Annotated in this window: 17 protein-coding genes; 3 read left to right on the plus strand and 14 right to left on the minus strand. The window is 58.8% G+C overall.

Going from position 1 to position 22,609, the window contains the following annotated elements; genetic code table 11:
* Positions 1-4: 4 nt before the first annotated feature.
* Positions 5-997 (minus strand): AraD1 family protein, encoded by a 993-nt coding sequence (gene araD1, locus PMI27_RS21235; RefSeq protein WP_008157042.1) that lies wholly within the window; start codon positions 995-997, stop codon positions 5-7.
* A gap of 129 nt (positions 998-1,126) precedes the next feature.
* Positions 1,127-2,449 (minus strand): MFS transporter, encoded by a 1,323-nt coding sequence (locus tag PMI27_RS21230; protein ID WP_008157041.1) that lies wholly within the window; start codon positions 2,447-2,449, stop codon positions 1,127-1,129.
* A 193-nt stretch (positions 2,450-2,642) separates the two neighbouring features.
* On the opposite strand from PMI27_RS21230, the gene PMI27_RS21225 reads away from it, so the two are divergent.
* Both PMI27_RS21225 and PMI27_RS21220 read left to right on the plus strand, forming a co-directional pair.
* A complete protein-coding gene (locus PMI27_RS21225; RefSeq protein WP_008157040.1) occupies positions 2,643-4,379 on the plus strand; it encodes an IlvD/Edd family dehydratase in 1,737 nt (578 codons plus the stop codon).
* A 224-nt stretch (positions 4,380-4,603) separates the two neighbouring features.
* Positions 4,604-5,323, plus strand: coding sequence for a FadR/GntR family transcriptional regulator (locus PMI27_RS21220; RefSeq protein WP_033053123.1), 720 nt, complete (start codon positions 4,604-4,606; stop codon positions 5,321-5,323).
* A gap of 177 nt (positions 5,324-5,500) precedes the next feature.
* Here the strand turns inward: PMI27_RS21220 and PMI27_RS21215 are convergent, their stop codons facing one another.
* From PMI27_RS21215 to PMI27_RS21170, 10 genes are all read right to left on the minus strand, one after another.
* A complete protein-coding gene (locus tag PMI27_RS21215) occupies positions 5,501-7,885 on the minus strand; it encodes an efflux RND transporter permease subunit (protein WP_008157038.1) in 2,385 nt (794 codons plus the stop codon).
* Positions 7,886-7,913: 28 nt separating this feature from the next.
* Complete coding sequence (locus PMI27_RS21210) at positions 7,914-8,987, minus strand: WD40/YVTN/BNR-like repeat-containing protein (protein WP_008157036.1); 1,074 nt, start codon at positions 8,985-8,987, stop codon at positions 7,914-7,916.
* A 582-nt stretch (positions 8,988-9,569) separates the two neighbouring features.
* Positions 9,570-10,586, minus strand: a complete 1,017-nt coding sequence (locus PMI27_RS21205) for an IS110 family transposase (protein WP_024164549.1) — start codon at positions 10,584-10,586, stop codon at positions 9,570-9,572.
* Positions 10,587-11,259: 673 nt separating this feature from the next.
* Complete coding sequence (locus PMI27_RS21200) at positions 11,260-12,438, minus strand: integrase core domain-containing protein (RefSeq protein WP_008154498.1); 1,179 nt, start codon at positions 12,436-12,438, stop codon at positions 11,260-11,262.
* A gap of 285 nt (positions 12,439-12,723) precedes the next feature.
* Positions 12,724-15,381, minus strand: coding sequence for an aminopeptidase N (gene pepN, locus PMI27_RS21195; protein ID WP_008152130.1), 2,658 nt, complete (start codon positions 15,379-15,381; stop codon positions 12,724-12,726).
* Positions 15,382-15,391: 10 nt separating this feature from the next.
* Positions 15,392-16,222: a DUF2797 domain-containing protein gene (locus PMI27_RS21190; protein ID WP_008152129.1), complete on the minus strand. Its 831-nt coding sequence runs from the start codon at positions 16,220-16,222 to the stop codon at positions 15,392-15,394.
* Positions 16,219-16,479 carry a YeaC family protein gene (locus tag PMI27_RS21185; RefSeq protein WP_008152127.1) on the minus strand — a complete coding sequence of 87 codons (261 nt, stop codon included), beginning with the start codon at positions 16,477-16,479 and terminating at the stop codon, positions 16,219-16,221. The genes PMI27_RS21190 and PMI27_RS21185 overlap by 4 nt, the downstream gene beginning before the upstream one ends.
* A gap of 33 nt (positions 16,480-16,512) precedes the next feature.
* Entirely contained in the window at positions 16,513-17,382 is an 870-nt protein-coding gene (locus PMI27_RS21180) for a rhomboid family intramembrane serine protease (RefSeq protein ID WP_008152125.1), read from the minus strand.
* On the minus strand, positions 17,379-18,350 hold the full coding sequence (locus tag PMI27_RS21175; protein ID WP_008152122.1) for a metallophosphoesterase: 972 nt from the start codon (positions 18,348-18,350) through the stop codon (positions 17,379-17,381). The genes PMI27_RS21180 and PMI27_RS21175 overlap by 4 nt, the downstream gene beginning before the upstream one ends.
* Positions 18,350-19,240 (minus strand): NAD(+) kinase, encoded by an 891-nt coding sequence (locus PMI27_RS21170; RefSeq protein WP_007906781.1) that lies wholly within the window; start codon positions 19,238-19,240, stop codon positions 18,350-18,352. The genes PMI27_RS21175 and PMI27_RS21170 overlap by 1 nt, the downstream gene beginning before the upstream one ends.
* Positions 19,241-19,347: 107 nt before the next feature.
* On the opposite strand from PMI27_RS21170, the gene PMI27_RS21165 reads away from it, so the two are divergent.
* Positions 19,348-20,298 carry a DUF1853 family protein gene (locus PMI27_RS21165; RefSeq protein WP_008152119.1) on the plus strand — a complete coding sequence of 317 codons (951 nt, stop codon included), beginning with the start codon at positions 19,348-19,350 and terminating at the stop codon, positions 20,296-20,298.
* A 131-nt stretch (positions 20,299-20,429) separates the two neighbouring features.
* Here PMI27_RS21165 and PMI27_RS21160 read toward each other — a convergent pair whose 3' ends face one another.
* Together PMI27_RS21160 and PMI27_RS21155 are read right to left on the minus strand one after the other, a co-directional pair.
* A complete protein-coding gene (locus PMI27_RS21160; RefSeq protein WP_008152115.1) occupies positions 20,430-21,713 on the minus strand; it encodes an arsenic transporter in 1,284 nt (427 codons plus the stop codon).
* A gap of 159 nt (positions 21,714-21,872) precedes the next feature.
* Positions 21,873-22,433, minus strand: a complete 561-nt coding sequence (locus tag PMI27_RS21155; RefSeq protein ID WP_008152113.1) for an NADPH-dependent FMN reductase — start codon at positions 22,431-22,433, stop codon at positions 21,873-21,875.
* Positions 22,434-22,609 lie beyond the last annotated feature (176 nt).

Consider the following 22,609-nt stretch of genomic DNA (forward strand, 5'->3'; position numbering starts at 1 on the left):
CTCCTTAAAGGGTACCAACGGTGCCGGGCTCGAACGCCGCTTCAACCGGTGCAATCCCGTTGATCAACGGTGCACCGAACTCGGCCTGACTGATCTCGAACACGTCACCCGGCTGGGTGCGAATGCCATCGGCAAAGGACAGGGTCGCGGTGCCGAAGAAGTGAATGTGCACATCGCCCGGGCGCAGGAACTGGCTGTACTTGAAATGGTGGTACTCGAGGTTTTCCAGGCTGTGGCACATGTTGGCCTCGCCACTGAGAAACTCGTTCTGCCACAGCACTTCGCCGTCACGCAGGATGCGACTGGTGCCTGCCAGATGCTCCGGCAGTTCACCGACCCGAAGCTCCGGGCCATAACTGCAACTGCGCAATTTGGAGTGGGCCAGGTACAGGTAATTCTTGCGTTCCATCACGTGATCGGAGAACTCGTTGCCCACGGCAAAACCGAGTCGATACGGTTTGCCGTCGTGACCGATAACGTAGAGCCCGCTGAGCTCCGGCTCCTCCCCCGCGTCTTCGGCGAACGGTGGCAGCGGGAACGGTTGGCCCGGACGCACGACGATGCTGCCGTCGCCCTTGTAGAACCATTCCGGTTGTACGCCGGCCTGCCCCGCTACCGGTTTGCCGCCCTCAACGCCCCATTTGAAGATGCGCATGGTGTCGGTCATCGCGGCTTCGTCGCCGACTTGCTGATGCATCTTGTCCCGGGCCGACGCACTGCCTAAATGGGTCAGGCCTGTGCCGCTGACCAGCATGTGCGCCGGGTCCGGGTGATCCAGTGGCGGCAGGATGCGCAACGTGGCCAGCAGTTCGGCATAGTCATGGCTGATGCCCAGGCCCAGGTTTTTCACCTGTTGCTCAAGATTGACGCCGGCCTCGATCGCGGCCAACGCCAGGTCGCGAACGGTGCGCGCGTCCTGCACTTCGCGCACCAGACCGTCCTCGACCACGCCCACCCGGCGCTCGCCGTTACTCAATTCGAACTGTACTAAACGCATGAATTTTCTCCTGTAAACAATTAATCCCCGTAGGAGCAGAGCTTGCTCGCGATGGCGGCAGAACATTCAGCATTAATGTCAACTGTCAGACCGCTATCGCGAGCAAGCTTTGCTCCTACAGATTTCGTGTCAGGTGCGGGTAGCGCCTCGGGCGCTGGCAGCGAACTGGTCGGCCGGTAGCACGTGCTTGCGTTCCAGCAGGCGATAGACCACACCGGTCAACACCAACCCGAACACCATCACACCCGAAAGGAAATACAGGCCCGAAGCCAGGTTGCCGGTGTATTCCTTGAGCGCGCCGATCACGAACGGACCGATGTAGCCACCAAGGTTGCCCACCGAGTTGATCAAGGCGATCCCGGCCGCCGCACTGGCCCCGGCAAAAAAGCGGCCCGGCAACGTCCAGAACACCGCGGTGCAGGAAAACAGCGCGAAGGCCACCAGGCACAGCGCTGCCAGTTGCAGCACCGGCACGGTCAGCCAGGCGCTGAGGAACAGGCCGATGGCACCCAACACGTAAAGCACCGCCAAGTGGCCGTAGCGATCATTCAAGCGGTCGGAACTGCGCGGAATGATCAGCAAACCGATGATCCCGAAGATGTACGGCACCGACGACACGAAACCGGTCACCAGATCCGTGCCACCGAACTGCTTGATCAGGGTCGGCAGCCACAAGCCCAGGCCGTAGATGCTCAGGGTCACCGGCAGATAGAACAACGCCAGCAGCAACACGCGTTTGTCCTTGAGGGCATGCAATGGATTGCCGTGGCGGGTCTGGCCGTATTCCTCAAGATCCTTTTTCAATTCGCCGGTCAGCCAGTCCTTTTCAGCCTGGTCCATCCACTTCACCTGCTTCGGACCGTCCGGCAGCCAACGCAGCACTGGCCAGGTCAACAGGATCGCCGGGGTGCCGATGACGATGAACAACCACTGCCAGCCATGCAGGCCAAGAATGCCGTCCATGCCGAGCAAACCGCCGGACACCGGACCGGTGATCAACATGGCGATGGGTTGGGAAAGGATGAATAGCCCGAGGATCTTGCCGCGATGGCGCACCGGGAACCATTGGGTGATGTAGTAGAGAACGCCCGGAAAGAACCCTGCTTCCGCCGCGCCGAGCAGAAAGCGCATCACATAAAAACTGTGCGGCCCCTGGACGAAGGCCATACCGATGGTGATGGCGCCCCAGGTGACCATGATTCGCGCGAACCAGCGCCGCGCGCCAAAGCGTTCAAGCATCAGGTTGCTGGGGATTTCCAGCAGGAAATAGCCAATGAAAAACAGCCCGGCCCCCAGCCCGTAAGCGGCGTCACCGATGCCGAGGTCGGCGCCCATGTGCAATTTGGCGAAGCCTACGGCGGAGCGATCCACATAGGCGATCAGGTACAGCAGGATCAGGAAGGGAATCAGTTTTAGCGTGATGCGACGAATAAGCCGCAGTTCCTGGCTCATGAGATCGGTCTCCGATTGTTGTTGTTATAGAACCTCGGGGGACGCCTCTCGCGGAAAACCGCCAGGGCAATCCCTCCGTTGAAACGGACTATATAGTAATACTATTTACGCAACAACACTTCCAAACAGCGGAATTTGCGCTTATGTTACGCCTCAGCTCGAACAATATAGTCATACAATAAGAGAACAGATCATGTCTGATAAGAAACCCACCCTGCGCTCCGCCCAATGGTTTGGCACCGCCGACAAGAACGGCTTCATGTACCGCAGCTGGATGAAGAATCAGGGCATCGCCGACCACCAGTTCCACGGCAAGCCGATCATCGGCATCTGCAACACCTGGTCGGAACTGACCCCGTGCAACGCGCATTTCCGCCAGATTGCGGAGCACGTCAAACGTGGAGTGATCGAGGCTGGGGGCTTTCCCGTGGAATTCCCGGTGTTCTCCAACGGTGAGTCGAACCTGCGTCCGACCGCCATGCTCACCCGCAACCTGGCGAGCATGGACGTCGAAGAAGCAATTCGCGGCAACCCGATTGACGGTGTTGTGCTGCTGACCGGTTGCGACAAAACCACCCCGGCGTTGTTGATGGGCGCGGCCAGTTGCGACGTGCCGGCGATCGTCGTCACCGGCGGGCCGATGCTCAACGGCAAACACAAGGGTCAGGACATCGGCTCGGGCACTGTGGTCTGGCAGCTCAGCGAACAAGTGAAAGCGGGCACCATCACCATTGACGATTTCCTTGCGGCCGAGGGCGGCATGTCCCGCTCGGCGGGCACGTGCAACACCATGGGCACCGCGTCGACCATGGCCTGCATGGCTGAAGCACTGGGCACTTCCCTGCCCCACAACGCGGCGATTCCAGCGGTTGATGCGCGTCGTTATGTGCTGGCGCACATGTCCGGCATGCGCGCGGTGGAGATGGTTCGCGAAGACTTGAAGCTGTCGAAAATCCTCACCAAAGAAGCCTTCGAAAACGCCATTCGCGTGAACGCTGCCATCGGTGGTTCGACCAACGCCGTGATCCATTTGAAAGCCATTGCCGGGCGCATTGGCGTCGAGCTGGATCTGGATGACTGGACCCGCATCGGTCGCGGCATGCCGACCATCGTCGACTTGCAACCGTCCGGGCGTTTCCTGATGGAAGAGTTCTATTACGCCGGTGGCCTGCCAGCGGTGCTGCGTCGTCTGGGTGAAGCCAACCTGATTCCGCATCCGAATGCTTTGACCGTCAATGGCAAGACCCTCGGCGAGAACACCAAGGACGCGCCGATCTATGGCCAGGACGAAGTGATTCGCACCCTCGACAACCCGATCCGTGCCGACGGCGGTATCTGTGTGTTGCGCGGCAACCTCGCACCACTGGGTGCGGTGCTCAAGCCTTCAGCCGCCAGCGCCGAACTGATGCAACATCGTGGGCGGGCGGTGGTGTTCGAGAACTTCGACATGTACAAAGCGCGGATCAACGATCCGGAGCTGGAGGTGGATGCCAACTCGATTCTGGTGATGAAGAACTGCGGTCCGAAGGGTTATCCGGGCATGGCCGAGGTCGGTAACATGGGCTTGCCCGCCAAGTTGCTGGCCCAGGGTGTGACGGACATGGTGCGCATTTCCGATGCGCGCATGAGCGGCACGGCGTACGGCACTGTCGTTCTGCACGTCGCCCCGGAAGCGGCCGCTGGCGGACCATTGGCGACGGTGAAAGAAGGTGACTGGATCGAGCTCGACTGCGCCAACGGTCGTCTGCACCTGGACATTCCAGACGCCGAACTGGCGGCGCGCATGGCCGATCTGCAGCCACCGCAGCAACTGATCGTGGGCGGTTATCGTCAGCTGTACATCGATCATGTGCTGCAGGCGGATCAGGGTTGCGATTTCGACTTCCTGGTCGGCTGTCGTGGCTCTGAAGTACCGCGCCACTCTCACTGATCACCCACGCCCTCTGTAGGAGCAAAGCTTGCTCGCGATAGCGGTTTAACATTCAACATCTATGTTGGCTGACACTCCGCTATCGTCGGAACGCCGCCCGGAGCAAGCTTTGCTCCTACAGATGATCTTCATCTGGTTCAGGACTGTGCTTGCTCTTGCGACCTTCATCCGCCGCGCCTGTTATCATGCGCGGCACCCCACCCCACAGGATCGCGCCGTTCCCCATGGATTACCGCAAACCCTCCGACCGCAAAAGCATGCACTCGCGCATCGTCCAGGAACTGGGCATGCAGATCGTTTCCGGACGCTTCAAGCCGTGTGACAAACTGCCCGCCGAAGCCTTGTTATGCGAAGAGTACGCGGTCAGTCGTCCAGTCCTGCGCGAAGCCACCCGGGTTTTGGTCGCCAAGGGTCTGGTGTATTCCCGTCCGCGAGTGGGCACGGTGGTCAAGCAGCGCAAGGAATGGCACATGCTCGATCCGGATGTGCTGCATTGGCTGATGCAAAGCAGCCCGCAAAATGAATTCTTCGATTTGCTGACCAGCGTGCGCAGCATCATCGAACCCGCAGCGGCCGCCCTCGCCGCGCAGTTCGCCACGGACGCGGACATCGCCTCCATCAGTGAAGCCTACCAACGCATGGAAGCGGCACCGACGCCGGAAGCGCTGCTGCAACCGGACCTGGATTTCCATAGCCGGATTGCCGATGCAACCCATAACGACTTGCTGGCCAACCTGTGCAACATGCTATCGGTGGCGATTGCCGAAGCCTTGAAGCATTCCAACCAGCGACCGAATCTGCATGAACTGGCATTGCCCCGGCACAAGGCGATTCTGACGGCGATCGAAAACCGGGATGCGCTGGGTGCCCGGCATGCGACGTTGGTGCAGCTGGATGATGCGCGTAGCGCGTTGAATGCGGTGCTGGGCACCGATCCCTCATAACCACCACAAATCCAATGTGGGAGCGGGCTTGCTCGCGAAGGCGGCGTGTCAGTCAGCACAGGTGTTGAATGGTAGACCGCATTCGCGAGCAAGCCCGCTCCCACAGGAGTTTGGTGTGGAATTTGAGATGTAAAAAAGCCGCAACCATGGTTGCGGCTTTTTTATTTCAGCCGGGGATCAGTGAGCGAACAGCGAGTTGCCCTTCTGCCCCGCCAGTTTCTCCGGTTTGATCAGGAACCGTGCCAGCGCTGGCAGCAGCCACAGTGCGCCGAACATGTTCCAGAGCAGCATGAAGGTCAGCATCAGGCCCATGTCGGCCTGGAACTTGATGGCCGAGAAAATCCAGGTGCACACGCCGATCGCCAGGCACAGGCCGGTGAACAGCACGGCTTTACCGGTGGATTTCAACGTCTGGTAGTACGCCTCTTGCAACGGCAGACCCGCACGGAGGAAGCTTTCCAGGCGGCTGTAGATGTAGATCCCGTAGTCCACGCCAATCCCCACCCCGAGCGCCACGACAGGCAAGGTCGCGACTTTCACGCCGATGCCCATGAAGGCCATGAGGGCGTTGCCGAGTACCGAAGTCAGGACCAGCGGCAGCACGATACACAACGTCGCCGCCCATGAACGGAAGGTGATCATGCACATGGTCGCCACGCAGATGTACACCAGGATCAGGATGGTCAGCTCAGACTCCTTGATCACCTCGTTGGTGGCTGCTTCGATCCCGGCGTTACCGGCTGCAAGGATGAATTCCAGACCTTCCTTGTTGTTCTCCTTGGCGAAGTCCTGCACTGCATGCACGGCACGATCCAGCGTGGCGGCCTTGTGGTCGTTGAGGAACACCAGCACCGGCGCCAGGGAGCAACTGTTGTTGTACAGACCATCAGCCCGAGCGATCGAGTTGTTCAGCACGTCCGGGTTACGCGACAAGGTTTCCCATTTCAGGTTGCCTTCGTTCATGCCCTTGATCATCTGCTTGGACACGGTCACCAGCGAGATCGCCGACTGCACGCCTTCGGTGTTCTGCATCTTCCACATCAGCTCGTCGATCGGCGCCATGGCTTCGTAGCGCGAGCAGCCTTCGGACTTGGTCTTGACCATCACCACCAACACGTCGGAACTGGTGGAGTAATTGCTGATGATGAAGTTGTTGTCCTTGTTGTAGCGCGAGTCCGGACGCAGTTCCGGAGCGCCCTGATCCAGGTCACCGATTTTCAGGTTCTGGCTGTACCAGAGGCCGCCACTGAAGGCCAACAAGGCCAGGACAATCGACACCGGCGCCACTTTCGGGCTGGCAAAATTCGACAGCAGACGCCAGAACGGGTGTTCACGGTGCGCGTCTTTCTTGCTGCGTTCGACTGCGCGTTTGCTGATGCCGACGTAGGAAATCGCCACCGGCAGCAGGATCAGGTTGGTGAACACGATGACCGCCACGCCGATAGACGCGCCGATAGCCAGTTCACGAATCACGCCGATGTCGATGATCAGCAGCGTGATGAAACCCACCGCATCCGCGAGGATCGCAATCATCCCGGGCAGGAACAGCTGACGGAACGTGCGCCGCGCCGCAGTCAAGGCGTTGTCTGCCTCGCTGGACTGCAAGGCAATACCGTTGATCTTCTGCACACCGTGGGAAATACCAATGGCGAAGATCAGGAACGGCACCAGCATCGAGTAGGGATCGAGCCCGAAACCAAAGAAGTGCATCAAACCGAGCTGCCAGACCACCGCCACCAGCGTGGTGCTCAACACCGCCACGGTGCTGCGCATGCAGTTGGTAAACCAGTAGAGCAGGATCAACGTAATGATGAAGGCGACGCCGAAGAACATCACCACCATGACCAGCCCATCGATCAGGTCGCCGACTTTCTTGGCGAAACCGACGATGTGGATCTTCACGTTAGGGTTCTGGGCTTCGAACTTGTTGCGGATTTTGTCTTCGAGTTCGTGAGAGAACTTGCGATAGTCCAGCGCCAGCAACTTGCCTTGGTCCTGCGGGTCCGGGTAGGACTCCAGCAGCGGGATATCGACAATGCTCGACTTGAAGTCGTTGGCCACCAGACGCCCGACCTGACCGGACTTGAGCACGTTATTGCGCAACAGGTCGAGGCTTTGCTGGGAGCCGTTGTAGCTCTGCGGAATCACTTCACCGCCGGCGAAGCCCTCCTCTGTCACTTCGGTCCAGCGTACGCTCGGGCTCCACAGCGACTTGAGACCGGAACGGTCAACACCGGAAATGTAGAACACCTCGTCATTGATCTGACGCAGAGTCTCCATGTACTCCTTGGAGAAGATGTCGCCATCAGTGGCTTCCACCGAGATGCGCACCGTGTTGCCCAGGTTCGCCAGATCGTTGCGATGCTCCATCATCTTTTGAATGAACGGATGCTCGAGCGGGATCATTTTTTCGAAACTGGTGGACGGCCGGATCAGCGTCGCTTGCCAGAACAGGAAGATACTGACCAGCAGGCAGATGACGATTACTGCCGGGCGGTTGTTGAAAATCAGGCGTTCGAGAAACGTCGCCTTGTCATGATGATGAGTGCTCAAGGATGTCATAGACCCGCCTTCTTATTATTTGCCCGGCTCATTTGGACGACCCATTTTTTCCGTTCTCTGCACCGGCGCCGGTTGGCGAAGTGACGCGAACGCCACCCTGTCCTGCCAGAATCAGATTGCCGTTGCCCGCTGCGGTGACTGCCGAAACGGAAATGCGATCCGGGCGGTTGAACACGCTGAAGGTTTCGCCGTTGTCGTTGCTGCGGATCACCGAGCCACCGTTGCCGACGATCACGATGGAACCGTCGTCGAGCAGCGTCGCGCCGGACAGACCGAACTCCAGCGCACCGCGAGCGGCCTTGAGCTCAATCGGCTCCCAGGTCGTACCGAAATCGGTGGAGCGAAACAGATTGCCCCGCAGCCCGTAGGCCAGCAGCGTATTGGCTTGAGCGGTGCCGATCACGCCAAACAGTGAGCCCTCATAGGGACCTTCAAGCTTCTCCCAGGTCTGGCCCCAGTCGGCGGAGCGGAACATGCTGCCCTGCTCGCCAACGATGAACAGACCGGAATCCTTGACCGCGGCGATGGCGTTGAGGTGGTACTGGTCTTCGTTGTCGAGGCGATCGCTGACCTCTTCCCAGTTCTTGCCGCCGTCGGTGGTGGCCAGCAACGCGCCGTAAGCGCCTACGGCAAAGCCGCTGTTGACGTCCTGGAACCAGACGTCGAGCAGCGGCGATTCGCGTTTCAAATCTTCGAATTGCTTGGTCCAGGTAACGCCGCCGTCCTCGCTCGCGAGGATCTGCGCATCATGGCCGACGGCCCAACCGTGTTTGTCGTCGACGAAATACACCGACGTCAGCAGTTGCCGCGTCGGCACCTTGGCTTGGGTCCAGGTCGTGCCCTGGTCATCGGAATATAAAATGTGCCCGCGATCACCGACCGCCACCAGGCGCTTGCCGGCGTGGACGACGTCGAGCATCAGGCTCTTGCTGGCTTTGGCAGATTCAACGGAATAAACAATGTCGGAAGCTGGCGCAGCAGCGGCCAGCACAGGTGCCGACAGCACGGCACAGCCCAACAGCGAGAGCGCTGTAGCCAGCAACGCGAATTTGCGTAATGCCGGCGGGCGGCAGATACCCACACCCATGACAGGCTCACTCATAGACCTTCCCCCATTATTATTGTTAGGTCGTTAACCTTTCTGGGCGCCATAAGGGATGCTCTTTGGGATTGCCTTTTCTGGAGCATAGTCCTGAAATACGCAATCTAGAGCCCCTTCGGAAGCTGGCTTATCCTATCGGGGTTTGGAAAGGTCTGACAATCGACGCCACGTTATGTTTTGTTAACCTGAGGGGTATGGGTGGGTGGTGAATGATTTGGTATCAGGTGGGGTGATTGGGTTTTGGGTTTGGTGTACATATCCGTTGCTGCGGTAACGGCGGATTATGGTTTCGCTTTTACAGCGACTCACTTTTCCAAACGCCGAAAAGTAAGCAAATGTATGGTCAGCCCACCTTCTGCCACCCAGCACGGATGAACGGTAAATCGAGCTTGCGCTAATGTATTCGGGCTCAGTGTGAGCACGGATAGCGCTCGGCCCTTGATGAGTAGTCGCTCCTGCCTGTCCTTGAAAAAGGCTTCAGCCTTCCAAAGCTCTTTTGCTTATCAGGTTTTCAGCCAGGATGTCTGCCGTTTATCGTCATCAGCAACTGACGTCGCAAAAGCCGGTGGTGAAGCGTACGGATCAAGCCAAAAGCTGTGAGTTGTAGGTGCCGCCCTTGGTTAATAACACCCAGATGATTCTGGCCATTTTGTTCGCCAGGGCACAGGCCACTTTGTTCAGAGGCTTGCGGGCGAGCAGGTTTTTGGCCCACCTGCCGAGGGCGTCGGTTCGGTGATCGACTCGGTACAAAACGGTGTGGGCGCCCTGTACCAGCAGGCTTCTTAGGTATTTATCGCCCCGTTTACTGATGCCGAGGAGGACCGTTTCGCCACCTGTTGAATACTGTCGCGGCACCAACCCCAACGAGGCGGCGAAGTCGCGGGACGATTTGAAAACCGAAGCGTCGCCGACATCGGCCACCAGAGCGCTAGCGATGAGGGGGCCGATGCCGGGGATGCTTTGCAGGCGTTGGCCGGCGTCGCTTTGGACGAGGCTTTGCTTGATCTCGACATCCAGTCTTTTGATCTCGCCAGTCAGCTGCCGAATATCTTCGAGCATGCGTTCAATGGCGTTTATCAAGCGGATGGGCAGTTCACGGCTTTGCATCAGGCCCGAGACCCGATCAAGGGCGGCGTATCCGGCGGGAAAGATGACGCCGAACTCCAGGAGAAATCCATGCACCTGATTGATGACGGCGGTGCGTCGACTGACCAAGGACTTGCGCAGTCGGTGCTCAGTGCACAGCACCTGCTGTTCTACGGTTTTGACTTGGACCGAACGGGTTCTAGGGCGCGAGGCCGCTTCACAAATGGCCTCGGCATCAATGAAGTCGTTTTTGTTGCCGGTAACATAGGCCTTCACATGTTGCGGTGCGATCAACTGCACGTGATGGCCTTGCTCCTTGATTTTCCGGGCAAGCCACTGAGAACCGCCGCAGGACTCCATGGCAATTTTGCAGGTCGAAATCTGCGCCAGATAAGGGAGCAATTGGCTGCGGTTGAGCTTTTTACGCAGCACCTGATGGCCCCTGGCGTCCTGTCCATGCAGGTGGAAAGTGTTCTTGCCGATGTCGATACCCAGAAGCGTCACGGTAGCCATGAGAGATCCTCCTTCGGTAAAGAGAGTGCCTCGGCAAGTTTAGACTCGCCGAGGTTCTCGCCGGGCTGACCATCTCATTAAGGCTTCGCCCCGGCGTACGGCGCCTCGCTAAAGCTCCGCGTTCCCTCGCTACGGTGTCCATCAGGGGGCATCGCCTACGGTCTGCTTCGCGACGACCTCCTCTCGATGTGTGCGGCTTCGCCGCACGGCGCTACGCGCCTACCCCCGGATGAACACCTCCGCTCGGCCTGCCGAAGGGGCGAAAGATCAAGATCAACGTCAAAAGCCAACGGCAACGGCAACGGCAACGGCAAGATCAACAGCTTCGCGAGCAAGCCCCCTCCCACAGGGGATCGGCGTACACCTTTCGCCTTTCGCCCCTCACCACTCAACAGGCCGAGCGTTAGCTCGCCTGCAGCTCTTGATCTTGCTCCACCCGCCCCTTCGGGAGGCTGAGTGGAGGTGTTCATCTGGGGGGAAGGCGCGTAGCGCCGTTCGACGAAGTCGAACACATCGAGAGGAGGTCGAAGCGAAGCCGACCGGAGGCGATGCCCCCAGATGAATACCGGAACGAAGGAACGCCGAGCCTAAGCGAGGGGCCGGACGCTCGGGGCGAGTGAAGGGATCAACCACATAGGTAACAAAACAGTTCAGTCACATAGGTAACACCTGATCACTTATTTCTGATTACTTTGAGCGTCAGATAAGCATCTTTGGCGTCCCTTTCATCAACGCGGCCTAGTACTACCGGCCCAAAAATGATGTCCCAAACACCCTCGCTGACGCTCTCCAATCCGACTATTTCATGTTTAAGCACATAGCCAACATAGATTCTAAGCCTTCCTTTGTTCACCACCCCGTTTGAGTCCGTCCGGTAAACCTCAACATGGCTTGGGTATCTCATCTCCGGCAGCTTTTCCGGATAAGCTCGTAAAGAGCTTGTGTAGCACGAGCCCGGTGTTTTCTGCCCCAGAGCCTCATGAAGACGTTCATGATTGTAGTGCTGCATGAACAGGTCAAAATGCTTCTGCTGGGCTCCCCACTCAATTTCCGGCGGTCTTGGCAGTGTACTTTTCAGCGTGCGGTGCATGCGTTCATGCCGCCCGTTCTGCTCTGGTCGACCAGGTTGAATCCTTTCATGGATGATGCCCAGATGGGCCCACCAGATGGATAGCTGTGATAAACCAGCACGTCCTCCGCTGGCAAAAGGAACGCCATTGTCCGTGCGAATACGTTCAGGCATCCCGTAAGTCCTGAACAGCCTTTCAAAGGTCGCCTTAGCGGCCTTGAAGGTCGTGCTGGGCATGCTTTCGCAGGCCAACAAGAATCGGCTGGAGTGATCCATTACCGTCAACGGGTAACACCAGACACCGTCTCCCGTCAGGTATTGACCTTTGTAATCAGCGCTCCAGAGCTGGTTTGGGCGATCGGCCTTCTGAAGCGGTTTGGGATAGACAGCGACACGCTGACGTAAACGCCGCGGCGTCACCAGCCCCGCCTTTTTTAGCACGTTGTAGATCGTGGTTTTCGAGGGCGGGGGCTGATCCGGAAAACGCTCACTTAAGGCCGTCTGAATTTTCTTCGGGCCCGGAGTGGTTTGTCCTTGGGCGCGTAGCTCAAGAATGGCCTCCTTGACCGCAAACGGCACCGCCTGAGCTTGGGAATGCCGCTTGCGACTGCATTCCGCCAAGCCATTAACGCTGTCCGCGTTGTAGCGCGCCACCCACTTGTAACCGGTTTTGCGACTGATGCTGTGAGCCGCACAGAGTTGGCTGAAGTTGAGTCGCCCGGACAAATAGTCGGCGATGAACATCACTTTCAGGTCCATAGGTTTCAGCTCTCGCCACGGCATGGTCAGATCCTCGGAATCGACCAGTACCAGTTAAAAACTGTTACCTATGTGCTTGAACTGTTTTGTTACCTATGTGGGTGAGTCATACCCGAGCCTTTTTTTGCTTACTTTTTTTTGGCGTTTGAAAAAAAAGTGAGTCGCCGTAAGGGCGAACCCCTAAGTGGCCGTTACCGCAGAAATGGATATGTACACCATCAAAAATCCCGGTCGGCTGTCAGGCCGCCATCGCGAGCAAGCTCAGCTCCTACAGGATTCAGGCGAACCACTGTAGGAGCGAACCCAAAGTCAGGCCAGACTTTTGCTGACCACCTCAAACACATCGCTCGACAACTGACCCGAAGCACGAATCCGCTCCAGCTCACCTTTCATCAACGCCTGACGCGCATCGTCATACTTGCGCCAGCGAGTCAGCGGCGCCAACTGCCGAGAAGCGATCTGCGGATTAAACCCGTTCAACTCGATCACCAGATCCGCCAGGAACCGATAACCCGAACCATCGGCAGCATGGAAATTAATCAGATTCTGCCCGGCAAACGCGCCGACCAGTGCACGCACTTTGTTCGGGTTCTTGATATTGAAAGCCGGATGCTGCATCAACGCCTTGACCCGCTCCAGACCACCAGGCAACACGCTGCCCGCCTGGACACTGAACCACTGATCCATGACCAGCGGGTTGTCCTTGAAATGCTCTGCAAAACTCGCCAGGGCCTTGGCTTTCTCGCCTTCGAACGACGAATTGACCAGCACCGCCAACGCCGTCAGGCGCTCGGTCATGTTGTCGCTGGCCTCGAACTGCTCAAGTGTCGCCGCCAACACCTCCGGTTTACCGCTAAGCATCAGGTACGACAGCGCAATGTTCTGCAACGCGCGACGAGCGAAGTGCTCGGCCTCAGCTACATACGGGGTTTTCTTCGACAGATCGCGATTAGCCTGATAACGCAGCCACAACGCCTCGAACAAACTTTCTGCCAATTGCTTGCGAGCAAACTCGCGAGCGATGTGAATGGCGTCAACGTCAGCCACTTCGCTGATCTCGGTCAGATACGCCTCGCCCGGCAGCGAGAGCATTTCCGCGACCATCGCCTGATCCAGCGTCTCGTCCGACAGCACGGTGCGCAAGGCAGAAATCAGACGCTGATCCAGCACCAGTGTCTCGCCCTTTTGCTGCTGAGCAATCAGCTCTTGCAGCACCTGAACCGACAATTGCTGACCCGCATCCCAGCGGTTGAAACCGTCACTGTCGTGTTGCATGAGGAACATCAGCTGATCGCGGTTGTACGGGAAGCTCAGTTTCACCGGCGCCGAGAAGCCACGCAGCAACGAAGGCAATGGCTGTTCCGCGATGTCGATGAAGGTGAACGTCTGCTCGGCTTCGGTCACCGAAATGACCCGTGAAGTGCCCTGAGCGCTGGCTTCACCGGAAAGACGCAACGCAACGGCCGCGCCTTTGGCGTCCAGCAGGCCCAATTCGACCGGAATCACGAACGGCAACTTCTCAACCTTGTCCGGGGTTGCCGGGCAGCTTTGACGGAACGTCAGGCTGTAGGTTTTCGTCGCCGCATCGTAGGACTCGCTGACCGCCAAACGCGGTGTGCCGGCCTGGCTGTACCAGCGCTTGAACTGGGTCAGGTCGACACCGTTGGCGTCTTCCATGGCTTTAATAAAGTCGTCGCAGGTTACGGCCTGGCCGTCATGGCGTTCGAAGTACAGGTCGCTGCCTTTGCGGAAGCCTTCGGCGCCGAGCAAGGTATGGATCATGCCGACCACTTCCGAACCCTTTTCATACACGGTCAGGGTGTAGAAGTTGGAAATCTCGATGAAGCTGTCCGGGCGTACGGCGTGAGCCATGGGGCCGGCGTCTTCGGCGAACTGGTGGGTGCGCAGGTACGCCACGTCCTGGATGCGCTTGACCGTGGCCGAGTTCATGTCGGCAGAGAAGCCCGAATCGCGGAACACGGTGAAGCCTTCCTTCAGCGACAATTGGAACCAGTCGCGGCAGGTCACGCGGTTGCCCGACCAGTTGTGGAAGTACTCGTGGGCAACAATCGCCTCGACCCGCTGGTGCGCGGCGTCGGTCGCAGTCTCGGCGCGGGCCAGCACGGCGCTGGAGTTGAAGATGTTGAGGCCCTTGTTCTCCATGGCGCCCATGTTGAAGTCGTTGACCGCGACGATCATGAAGATGTCCAGGTCGTACTCGCGACCGTACACCTCTTCGTCCCAGCGCATGGATTTCTTCAGGCTGTTCATGGCGTGCTGGCACTTGTCGATGTTTTCCGGTTCGACATAAATGCGCAGCGCCACGGAACGATCGGTCATGGTGGTGAAGGTGTCTTCGACGCACCACAAATCACCGGCCACCAGCGCGAACAGGTAGGCAGGTTTCTTGAACGGATCTTCCCAGGTCGCCCAGTGACGGCCGTCTTCGCCGGGACCTGAGGCAATCGGGTTGCCGTTGGACAGCAACACCGGATAGCTGTGCTGCTCGGCAACCACCGTGGTGGTGAACGTGCTCATCACGTCCGGACGGTCGAGGTAATAGGTGATCTTGCGGAAGCCTTCGGCCTCGCACTGGGTGCAGAACATCGTGCCGGATTTGTACAGGCCTTCCAGCGCAGTGTTGGTTTCCGGATGGATCTTGACGCTGGTGTCGACCGTGAAGGTGGTGCTGGTCGGGTGCAGGGTCAGGTGGTTTTCCGTCAACTGATAGTCAGCGGCGGTCAACTCGCTGTCGGCCAGGTTCACCGACAGCAATTCAAGCTGTTGGCCATCCAGCACCAGCGGTGGCAGGCCCGGGCCACGCTCGGGATTGCGGCGCATCACCAGTTGCGCATGGACCAGGCTGTGGTCCTCGTACAACTCGAAGGTCAGGTGCGTCTCGTCGATCAGGTACTCGGGCGCCTGATAGTCCTTCAGGTAGATCATCTTCGGTTGTTCGGTGCGCATGCTGGAGTCCTTACTGATGCACGGCGAGCTGGTAGGCCGTGTATTTACGAATATTGATTACGCCGGTGTCGAAAATCAGGTACTGCCCCTTGATTCCCAACAGCGTGCCTTCGGCGATCGGATTCTTGTCCAGGTTGAAGCTGACAATCTTGGCCGGGTATTGCTCGACCGGATAGCGGATTTCGAGCGTTTCTACATCGGTAATAGTCTGGATCGCTTGTAGGCCGAATCGTTCCTGCAAACTTTGCAGTCCTTCGGCGCAACTGTCGAACAGCTGATCACGAACCTGCGCCAGGTCGACCGACACCGCATCGCCCTTGAGTAACGCACGCCAGTTGGTCTTGTCCGCCACCTGACTGCGGAACAGGTCTTCGACGAAGCCCGACTGCTGACGGGTCGAGACACGCATGATTGGCAAGGCCTGACGGGCGCCCTGATCGATCCAGCGGGTCGGCAGCTGGGTGGCGCGGGTAATCCCGACCTTCACCCCCGAAGAGTTGGACAGATACACAATGTGATCCGTCATGCAGAACTTCTCGCCCCACTCCGGCTCACGGCAGGTGCCAGCGTCATAGTGGCAACGCTCCGGGCTCATGATGCAGATGTCGCACTGGGCCAGTTTGGTCATGCACGGGTAGCAGTAACCCTGACTGAAACTGGTTTTGGTCTTGCGTCCACAATGGGTGCAATGAATCGCCCCCAGGTATTCCAGGCGCACCGTGGTGCCGATCAAGGGATTGACCGGCACCTCGACGTCATCCAGACGAAACGCGTACTGCACGTTCGGCCCGTCAAGGCGCGCCGACATTTTGCTGATTGCACCGCGGCCAATCTCGATCAATGGACGGCATCCGATTTGAACAGGATATTCGGCACTTCGATCGACTTGGAGCCGCACTCCTGCACGCCCATGTAACCGGTGCGCTGGTCTTCGGGCAGGTTCTGGATTTCCCAGGCGATCATCGCTTGCAGCGACAGTTCGCGTTGTTCGGCGGTGAGTTTGCCACCGTCGGACCATTTACCGATTTCCACCGCCAGTTTCAGGCTCTGGTAGATATCGGGTGTGATGTTGTTGATCATTTCGTTAAAAGAGGACATCAAGGGCTCCGCGCTCTTTATTGACATAACTAGTTAGACGGCCAGTTTACGGCGGTTGTACAAACCACCCAACAAGCCGGTCAAGCATCCGACGAGCAACCCGCCGACGTGGGCCGCGTTGGCAATTTCACCGAAGCCGATCATCGAGACCAGCCCGGACAGGCATAGAAGTAGCCATACCAGCATCATCACCAGCACGCCGCGCGGCAGGCGATAAGCCGGGTTGGGCGACAACAGCTGAAAGATCCAGCAATGCCCGAGCAGGCCGTACAGCACGCCGGACAACCCGCCAAACAGCGTCGGACCACTGAAAACAAACTGGGCGTAGTTCGAGACCAGGCCGAACAGCAAGGTCAGGCCGATCAGGTTGATGCTGCCCTGGCGCGACTCGATGCGTCGCCCCAGTTCCCAATACCACATGCCGTTCATGGCCAGGTGCAGGATGCCGAAATGGATCAGCATCGGTGTCACCAGACGCCACCATTGCCCCGCCGCCAGGCTGTCAGCCAATGGCACGAAGTGGATGTACTCGCCGACAACGCGAAAATCGAGGAAGGTCAGCCAGCGCATCGTGTCGAGGTTTTCGCCCAGCAGCGTCACCGCGCCGACCAGCAGGCTCAGCAGCAACACGAACGCTGTCGCCTTGGCGTGACGCAGTTGCTCGACGAAACCTGGGCGCTTTATGGTTTGCGCCACCGGAATGTCCAGCTGTTGATCGGGATCACCGGCCGGGAAACGTTCGTACAACACACGCACGTCTTCGCTGATGTTGGCCGGCACCCACAGCACTTGCTCACCCGCCTCTTCGCTGACCCGATGCGGCACTTGCATGCGCTGCAACAGTTTGACGAACCCGCTCAAGTCCACCGCCAGCGGCAGCCGCAAAACAGCAACGGCACTCATCGCAGCACCTCCGGACGCTCGACATCGACCCAGACAAATTTATGCGGGTCGAGACGGGTTTCCTGGTCCAGACGATAGGCAACCAATTTGCCGTAAAGCACCGCGCTGTAGTCCAGACAGGCCAGGTTCGGCCGGATCGGCACCGGTTTGCCGCTACGCCAGTAGTGGCCCACGAACAACAAAGGCTCATCGACGCCATAGCGCAGCAAGGTGTTTTTTTCAGTGGACGACAGCGGCGTCCGGGCCACGGGTTCGGGCAAGGCGTCGGGCTGGAACACGATGTCTCCGTAGGTTTGCGGGTCGTCTTCCCAGAACTTGGTGCGGAAGAACGAACGCGTCAGGCCATCGCCACTGGTCATTGTCAGACCATGAGGCAAGCGCATGTCAGTGCCGCGCAGCAGGCGGTCGAACACGGTGCAGGCGAAACTGCCCGGTACGGCCGAGGCCTGGAGGAAATGTTCATCGACACAACCGTTGGGGAATAGCGCGCGCAAGGGTTCGATCAGCCCCGCATCCCAGCAGGCATGCACCACCCGGAAACGCCCGGCATCGACGAACAATGGCATCTCATAGAACCATTGCAGGAAGTCATGCCAGTCAGTCGGATGGTCTTCGAATTGGGTCAGGGTTTCGTTCAGCAAACGCGCATGGCGCGGGGTGTGTTCACGCACGAACTGCTTGCCGCTGCCCGGAGGCGCCGGTGTGCTCCAGCCGAGGGCGTTGAATTCATGGTTACCCATGATGCACAGCGCCTGACCGGCTTCGACCATGTCGTGAACGATGTGCAGCGCTTCGCGAATCCGCGGGCCGCGGTCGATGATGTCGCCGACGAACACTGCCATGCGCGACGGATGCCGCCAGACGCCAGCGTGTTTTTGATAACCGAGCCGGTCGAGCAAGTGCTCAAGGGTCAGAGCGCAACCGTGCACGTCACCGATCAGGTCGTAGCTTCGCGCGGGATCGAGCATCAGTCGCCTCCACCACCCAACTTGCTGCCCCAGCCGAGTTTGGTCCGGCAGACTTCATAATAGTTGTGGTCCAGTGGGTGAATCAGCCGCAGCTTCTGGGCCTTCTTGCTGATGGTGATGGTGTCACCCGGCGCGCAGGTGAAATGGTTCTGCCCGTCACAGGAGACTTGCGGGTAAATCTGCATATCTTTGGACACGACGATTTTAAGCTCACTGTTGCCATCGACCACAATCGGCCTGCCCGACAAGGTATGGGGGTACATCGGCACAATCACAATAGCGTCGAGCTTGGGATGCATGATCGGCCCGCCCGCCGACAGCGCGTAGGCGGTCGAACCGGTCGGCGTGGCGACGATCAGGCCGTCGGCCTTCTGGCTGCAGACGAACTGGCCGTCGATGTACAACTCGAACTCGATCATCCGCGTTGACTTGCCGGGGTGCAGCACCACGTCGTTCAGCGCATCGCCCTGACCGATGGCCTCGGCGTGACGACGAACTTCGGCTTGCAACAGGAAGCGGTTCTCCACCAGATAGTGGCCGTCGAGCACTTCGGCGACTTTGACTTCCAGCTCATCGGGGCGAATATCGGTCAGGAAGCCCAGGCTGCCACGGTTGATGCCGAGCACCGGAATATTGTGCCGGGCCAGCGCGCGAGCGGCGCCCAACAGGCTGCCGTCACCACCGACCACAATCACCATGTCACATACTTCGCCGAGCATCTTGCGCGACGAGGTTTGCAAGCCATGACCCGGCAAGACTTCAGCGATGGTGTCTTCGAGGATCACGTGCAGGTGACGATCGAGCAGAAACCGTTTCAGTCGGCGGACGGTATCCAGCACCTGAGAACTGCCCAGGCGACCGATGATGCCGATATTACGAAATTGCTCCATGAGGTTCCTGCGCGGCGGCGAAAAACACGATTATGGGCGAAAGCGCAGGATAGACAAAATCCTTTCAGCCACAACGGTGTACTCACGATTGAGGCTATGCTCGCAAGATGATCCTATTTCCCGATTTGCTGCAGTTACCCCACCAGTTGCGCCACCCCGAAGTGCGCGACCTGGCGTGGGTTATCCTCGCGCCGCCGATGCTCGGCGTCACGGCGTGGCCGCAGCGTCATCCGCTGACCGGCAGTGACTGGGTGCAGGCACCGGAACGGCTCGAATTGTGGTTGCGGCAATTGGATCGTGACAGTTATGACTTGCTGCACTGGCTGGCGCAGGCCCGAACCCGGCGATTGGGCTTGTACTACGAACGCCTCTGGCAATACGCCGTGCGGCACGCGCCGGGTATCGACCTGATTGCCGCCAACATGCCGATCCGCCGCGAAGGCCACACGCTGGGCGAGTTGGACATGCTGCTGCGTGATCGTGACGGCGTGCATCATCTGGAACTGGCGATCAAACTTTACCTTGGCCCGCAAAATGGCAACGGACACGACACGGCGCAGTGGCTCGGCCCCGGTTGCCACGATCGGCTGGACCGCAAACTGGCCCATCTGACGCAGCATCAATTACCGATTTCGGCGCGCCCGGAAAGCCGCGAAGTATTGGCGGCGCTGGATATCCAGCAGTTCAGTGCACATTTGTGGCTGGGCGGCTATTTGCTGTATCCGTGGCCGGGACCGGCCGAGCCACCGAATGGCGCACATCCCCAGCATTTACGTGGTAGCTGGCTGCACCAGAAGGACTGGGCAGACTTTGTCGTGCAACGCCCATTCGGTCGCTGGCAACCCCTGCCCCGCCATGCCTGGCTGGCGCCGGCGCACTATCCGGTGGAGCATACCTGGAGCACTGAACAGCTGAATGCCTGGCTCAGCGATCTGGAGCCAACGGCCCCGGCGCAGTTGCTGGTGCGACTCACAGAAAACGCCCAGGGCGATTGGGAAGAAGCCGAGCGGCTGTTTCTGGTGGCGGATCTTTGGCCTAACGTTCCTGGCAGTGGCTGAGTTTAGTGGGTGTCTGGGCCGGCCTCATCGCGGGCAAGCCTTGCTCCTACAGGATTTGTGTCGATCACGAATTTTGCGAACGACACAAATCCTGTAGGAGCAAGGCTTGCCCGCGATGGGGCCAACTCGATTTAAATGGATAACCGCAACGCCAAAGCCGCCAACGTCACCAGCAAAACAGGCGCCGTCAGCACAATCCCGACCTTGAAGTAATACCCCCAGCCGATCCGGATGCTCTTGCGCTCCAGCACATGCAACCACAGCAGCGTCGCCAGACTGCCGATCGGCGTAATCTTCGGCCCCAGGTCGCTGCCAATGACGTTGGCGTAGATCATCGCCTCCTTCACCACCCCGGTCGCCTGGCTGGCATCGATCGACAGCAAACCGATCAGCACCGTCGGCAGATTGTTCATCATCGACGACAGCAGCGCCGTCAGAACGCCGGTGCCCATGGCCGCGCCCCACACGCCGTAGCCGGCAAAACCATCCAGCCATCCGGCCAGATACCCCGTGAGCCCCGCGTTACGCAGGCCATACACCACCAGGTACATGCCCAGCGAGAAAATCACGATATGCCAGGGCGCTTCTTTAATGACTTTGCGCGTGGAAATCTTGTGACCACGGGCGGCAATGGCCAGCAGCAACGCCGCGCACACCGCAGAAATGGCACTGATCGGAATTCCCAGCGGTTCCAGCGCGAAGCAGCCGAGCAGCAGAATCACCAACACGGCCCAACCGGCATAAAACGTGGCATGGTCGTGGATCGCAGAAGCCGGATGCGCCAGTTGCTCGGGGTCGTAGTCCTTGGGAATGTCACGACGGAAAAACCACATCAGCATCGCCAGGGTCGCCGTGACACTCACCAGGTTGACCGGGATCATCACCGCCGCGTAACGGTTGAAACTGATATGGAAGAAGTCCGCGGAAACGATGTTCACCAGGTTCGACACAACCAACGGCAAACTCGCCGTATCCGCGATGAAACCAGCGCCCATGACGAACGCCAGGGTCGCCGCCGGGGAAAAGCGCAACGCCAGCAGCATGGAAATTACGATGGGTGTGAGAATCAGCGCTGCCCCGTCGTTGGCGAACAACGCCGACACCAACGCACCAAGCAGCACCATATAAGCAAACAGCTTGCGTCCGCTGCCCCGCCCCCAACGGGCCACATGCAACGCCGCCCAGGCAAAGAACCCCGCCTCGTCCAGCAGCAGACTGATGACTATCAGCGCGACAAAGGTCCCGGTGGCGTTCCAGATAATCTGCCACACCAGCGGGATGTCACTGAGGTGTACTACCCCGAAAATCAGCGCAAGGACCGCACCGAATACCGCACTCCAGCCAACGCCAAGGCCTTTTGGCTGCCAGATCACCAAGGTGATGGTCAGCAGGAAAATCAACGATGCGATCAGCATGCAGTGCAGCCTTGTCGGAAAACAAACCGCGATTCAGCCGCAATGCACGAGCGGAGTAAAGCCCAAACTAGCTCCCCTGCTCCTAAACGCATCGGGGGACAGGTCGGTGTGCCATACCGAACCCTTGTAGGAGCAAAGCTTGCTCCTACACAGGAGTTGTCACTCCTTCTTATGTTGTTCGACCCAAAGACCATAAGCATTGATGAATTTTTGCAAAAACGGTTTGAGCGACTCGGACAGGTTACCCGCCTCGTCGAACGCTGAACCGGCACCGCTCAGATAGGCTTCCGGTTGCTGCATGCACGGCACATCCAGAAACACCATGGACTGGCGCAGGTGATGGTTAGCGCCAAAACCGCCGATAGCGCCCGGCGAAGCACTGATCACCGCGCCAGGTTTTCCACTCCAGACACTCTTGCCATAGGGACGTGAACCCACATCGATCGCATTCTTCATCGGCGCAGGCACCGAACGGTTGTATTCGGGGGTCACGAACAGCACCGCGTCGGATGAGCTCACTTGTTCCCGGAAAGTGCTGTAGGCTGCCGGCGGTGAAGCACCATCGATGTCCTCGTTGTAGAGCGGCAGATCGCCGATTTCGACGATAACCAGTTTGAGATTGGCAGGCGCCAGCTTGGCCAGGGCCAGCGCCACCTTGCGATTGATCGATTCCTTTCTCAAGCTGCCGACCAGTACAGCGATCGTATAGACGTTGCTCATGGAAGATTCTCGACTGTCCGATGGAAAGAGCTTGTAGTTATAGATGACGATTCAACCCGTGGGCGACTGAAAAACGCCGCCCCTGACTATTTTTTTCCTGTAGGAAAACTTACCTCGCCCAACCACGGTCTACAGAGCCGCAAATTGAGTGATTTATCCCCAGAGGTTCTAAGCAG

The sequence above is a fragment of the Pseudomonas sp. GM41(2012) genome, assembly GCF_000282315.2.
Taxonomy (GTDB): Bacteria; Pseudomonadota; Gammaproteobacteria; order Pseudomonadales; family Pseudomonadaceae; genus Aquipseudomonas.

Coding starts and splice junctions, on each gene's coding strand:
- PMI27_RS21165 (WP_008152119.1), top strand. CDS start 19,348: ATGATCCTATTTCCCGATTTGCTGCAGTTACCCCACCAGTTGCGCCAC.
- PMI27_RS21175 (WP_008152122.1), bottom strand. CDS start 18,350: ATGCTCGATCCCGCGCGAAGCTACGACCTGATCGGTGACGTGCACGGT.
- PMI27_RS21200 (WP_008154498.1), bottom strand. CDS start 12,438: ATGCCGTGGCGAGAGCTGAAACCTATGGACCTGAAAGTGATGTTCATC.
- PMI27_RS21220 (WP_033053123.1), top strand. CDS start 4,604: ATGGATTACCGCAAACCCTCCGACCGCAAAAGCATGCACTCGCGCATC.
- PMI27_RS21185 (WP_008152127.1), bottom strand. CDS start 16,479: ATGTCCTCTTTTAACGAAATGATCAACAACATCACACCCGATATCTAC.
- PMI27_RS21230 (WP_008157041.1), bottom strand. CDS start 2,449: ATGAGCCAGGAACTGCGGCTTATTCGTCGCATCACGCTAAAACTGATT.
- PMI27_RS21205 (WP_024164549.1), bottom strand. CDS start 10,586: ATGGCTACCGTGACGCTTCTGGGTATCGACATCGGCAAGAACACTTTC.
- pepN (WP_008152130.1), bottom strand. CDS start 15,381: ATGCGCACCGAACAACCGAAGATGATCTACCTGAAGGACTATCAGGCG.
- PMI27_RS21180 (WP_008152125.1), bottom strand. CDS start 17,382: ATGAGTGCCGTTGCTGTTTTGCGGCTGCCGCTGGCGGTGGACTTGAGC.
- PMI27_RS21210 (WP_008157036.1), bottom strand. CDS start 8,987: ATGAGTGAGCCTGTCATGGGTGTGGGTATCTGCCGCCCGCCGGCATTA.
- araD1 (WP_008157042.1), bottom strand. CDS start 997: ATGCGTTTAGTACAGTTCGAATTGAGTAACGGCGAGCGCCGGGTGGGC.
- PMI27_RS21225 (WP_008157040.1), top strand. CDS start 2,643: ATGTCTGATAAGAAACCCACCCTGCGCTCCGCCCAATGGTTTGGCACC.
- PMI27_RS21215 (WP_008157038.1), bottom strand. CDS start 7,885: ATGACATCCTTGAGCACTCATCATCATGACAAGGCGACGTTTCTCGAA.
- PMI27_RS21170 (WP_007906781.1), bottom strand. CDS start 19,240: ATGGAGCAATTTCGTAATATCGGCATCATCGGTCGCCTGGGCAGTTCT.
- PMI27_RS21160 (WP_008152115.1), bottom strand. CDS start 21,713: ATGCTGATCGCATCGTTGATTTTCCTGCTGACCATCACCTTGGTGATC.
- PMI27_RS21155 (WP_008152113.1), bottom strand. CDS start 22,433: ATGAGCAACGTCTATACGATCGCTGTACTGGTCGGCAGCTTGAGAAAG.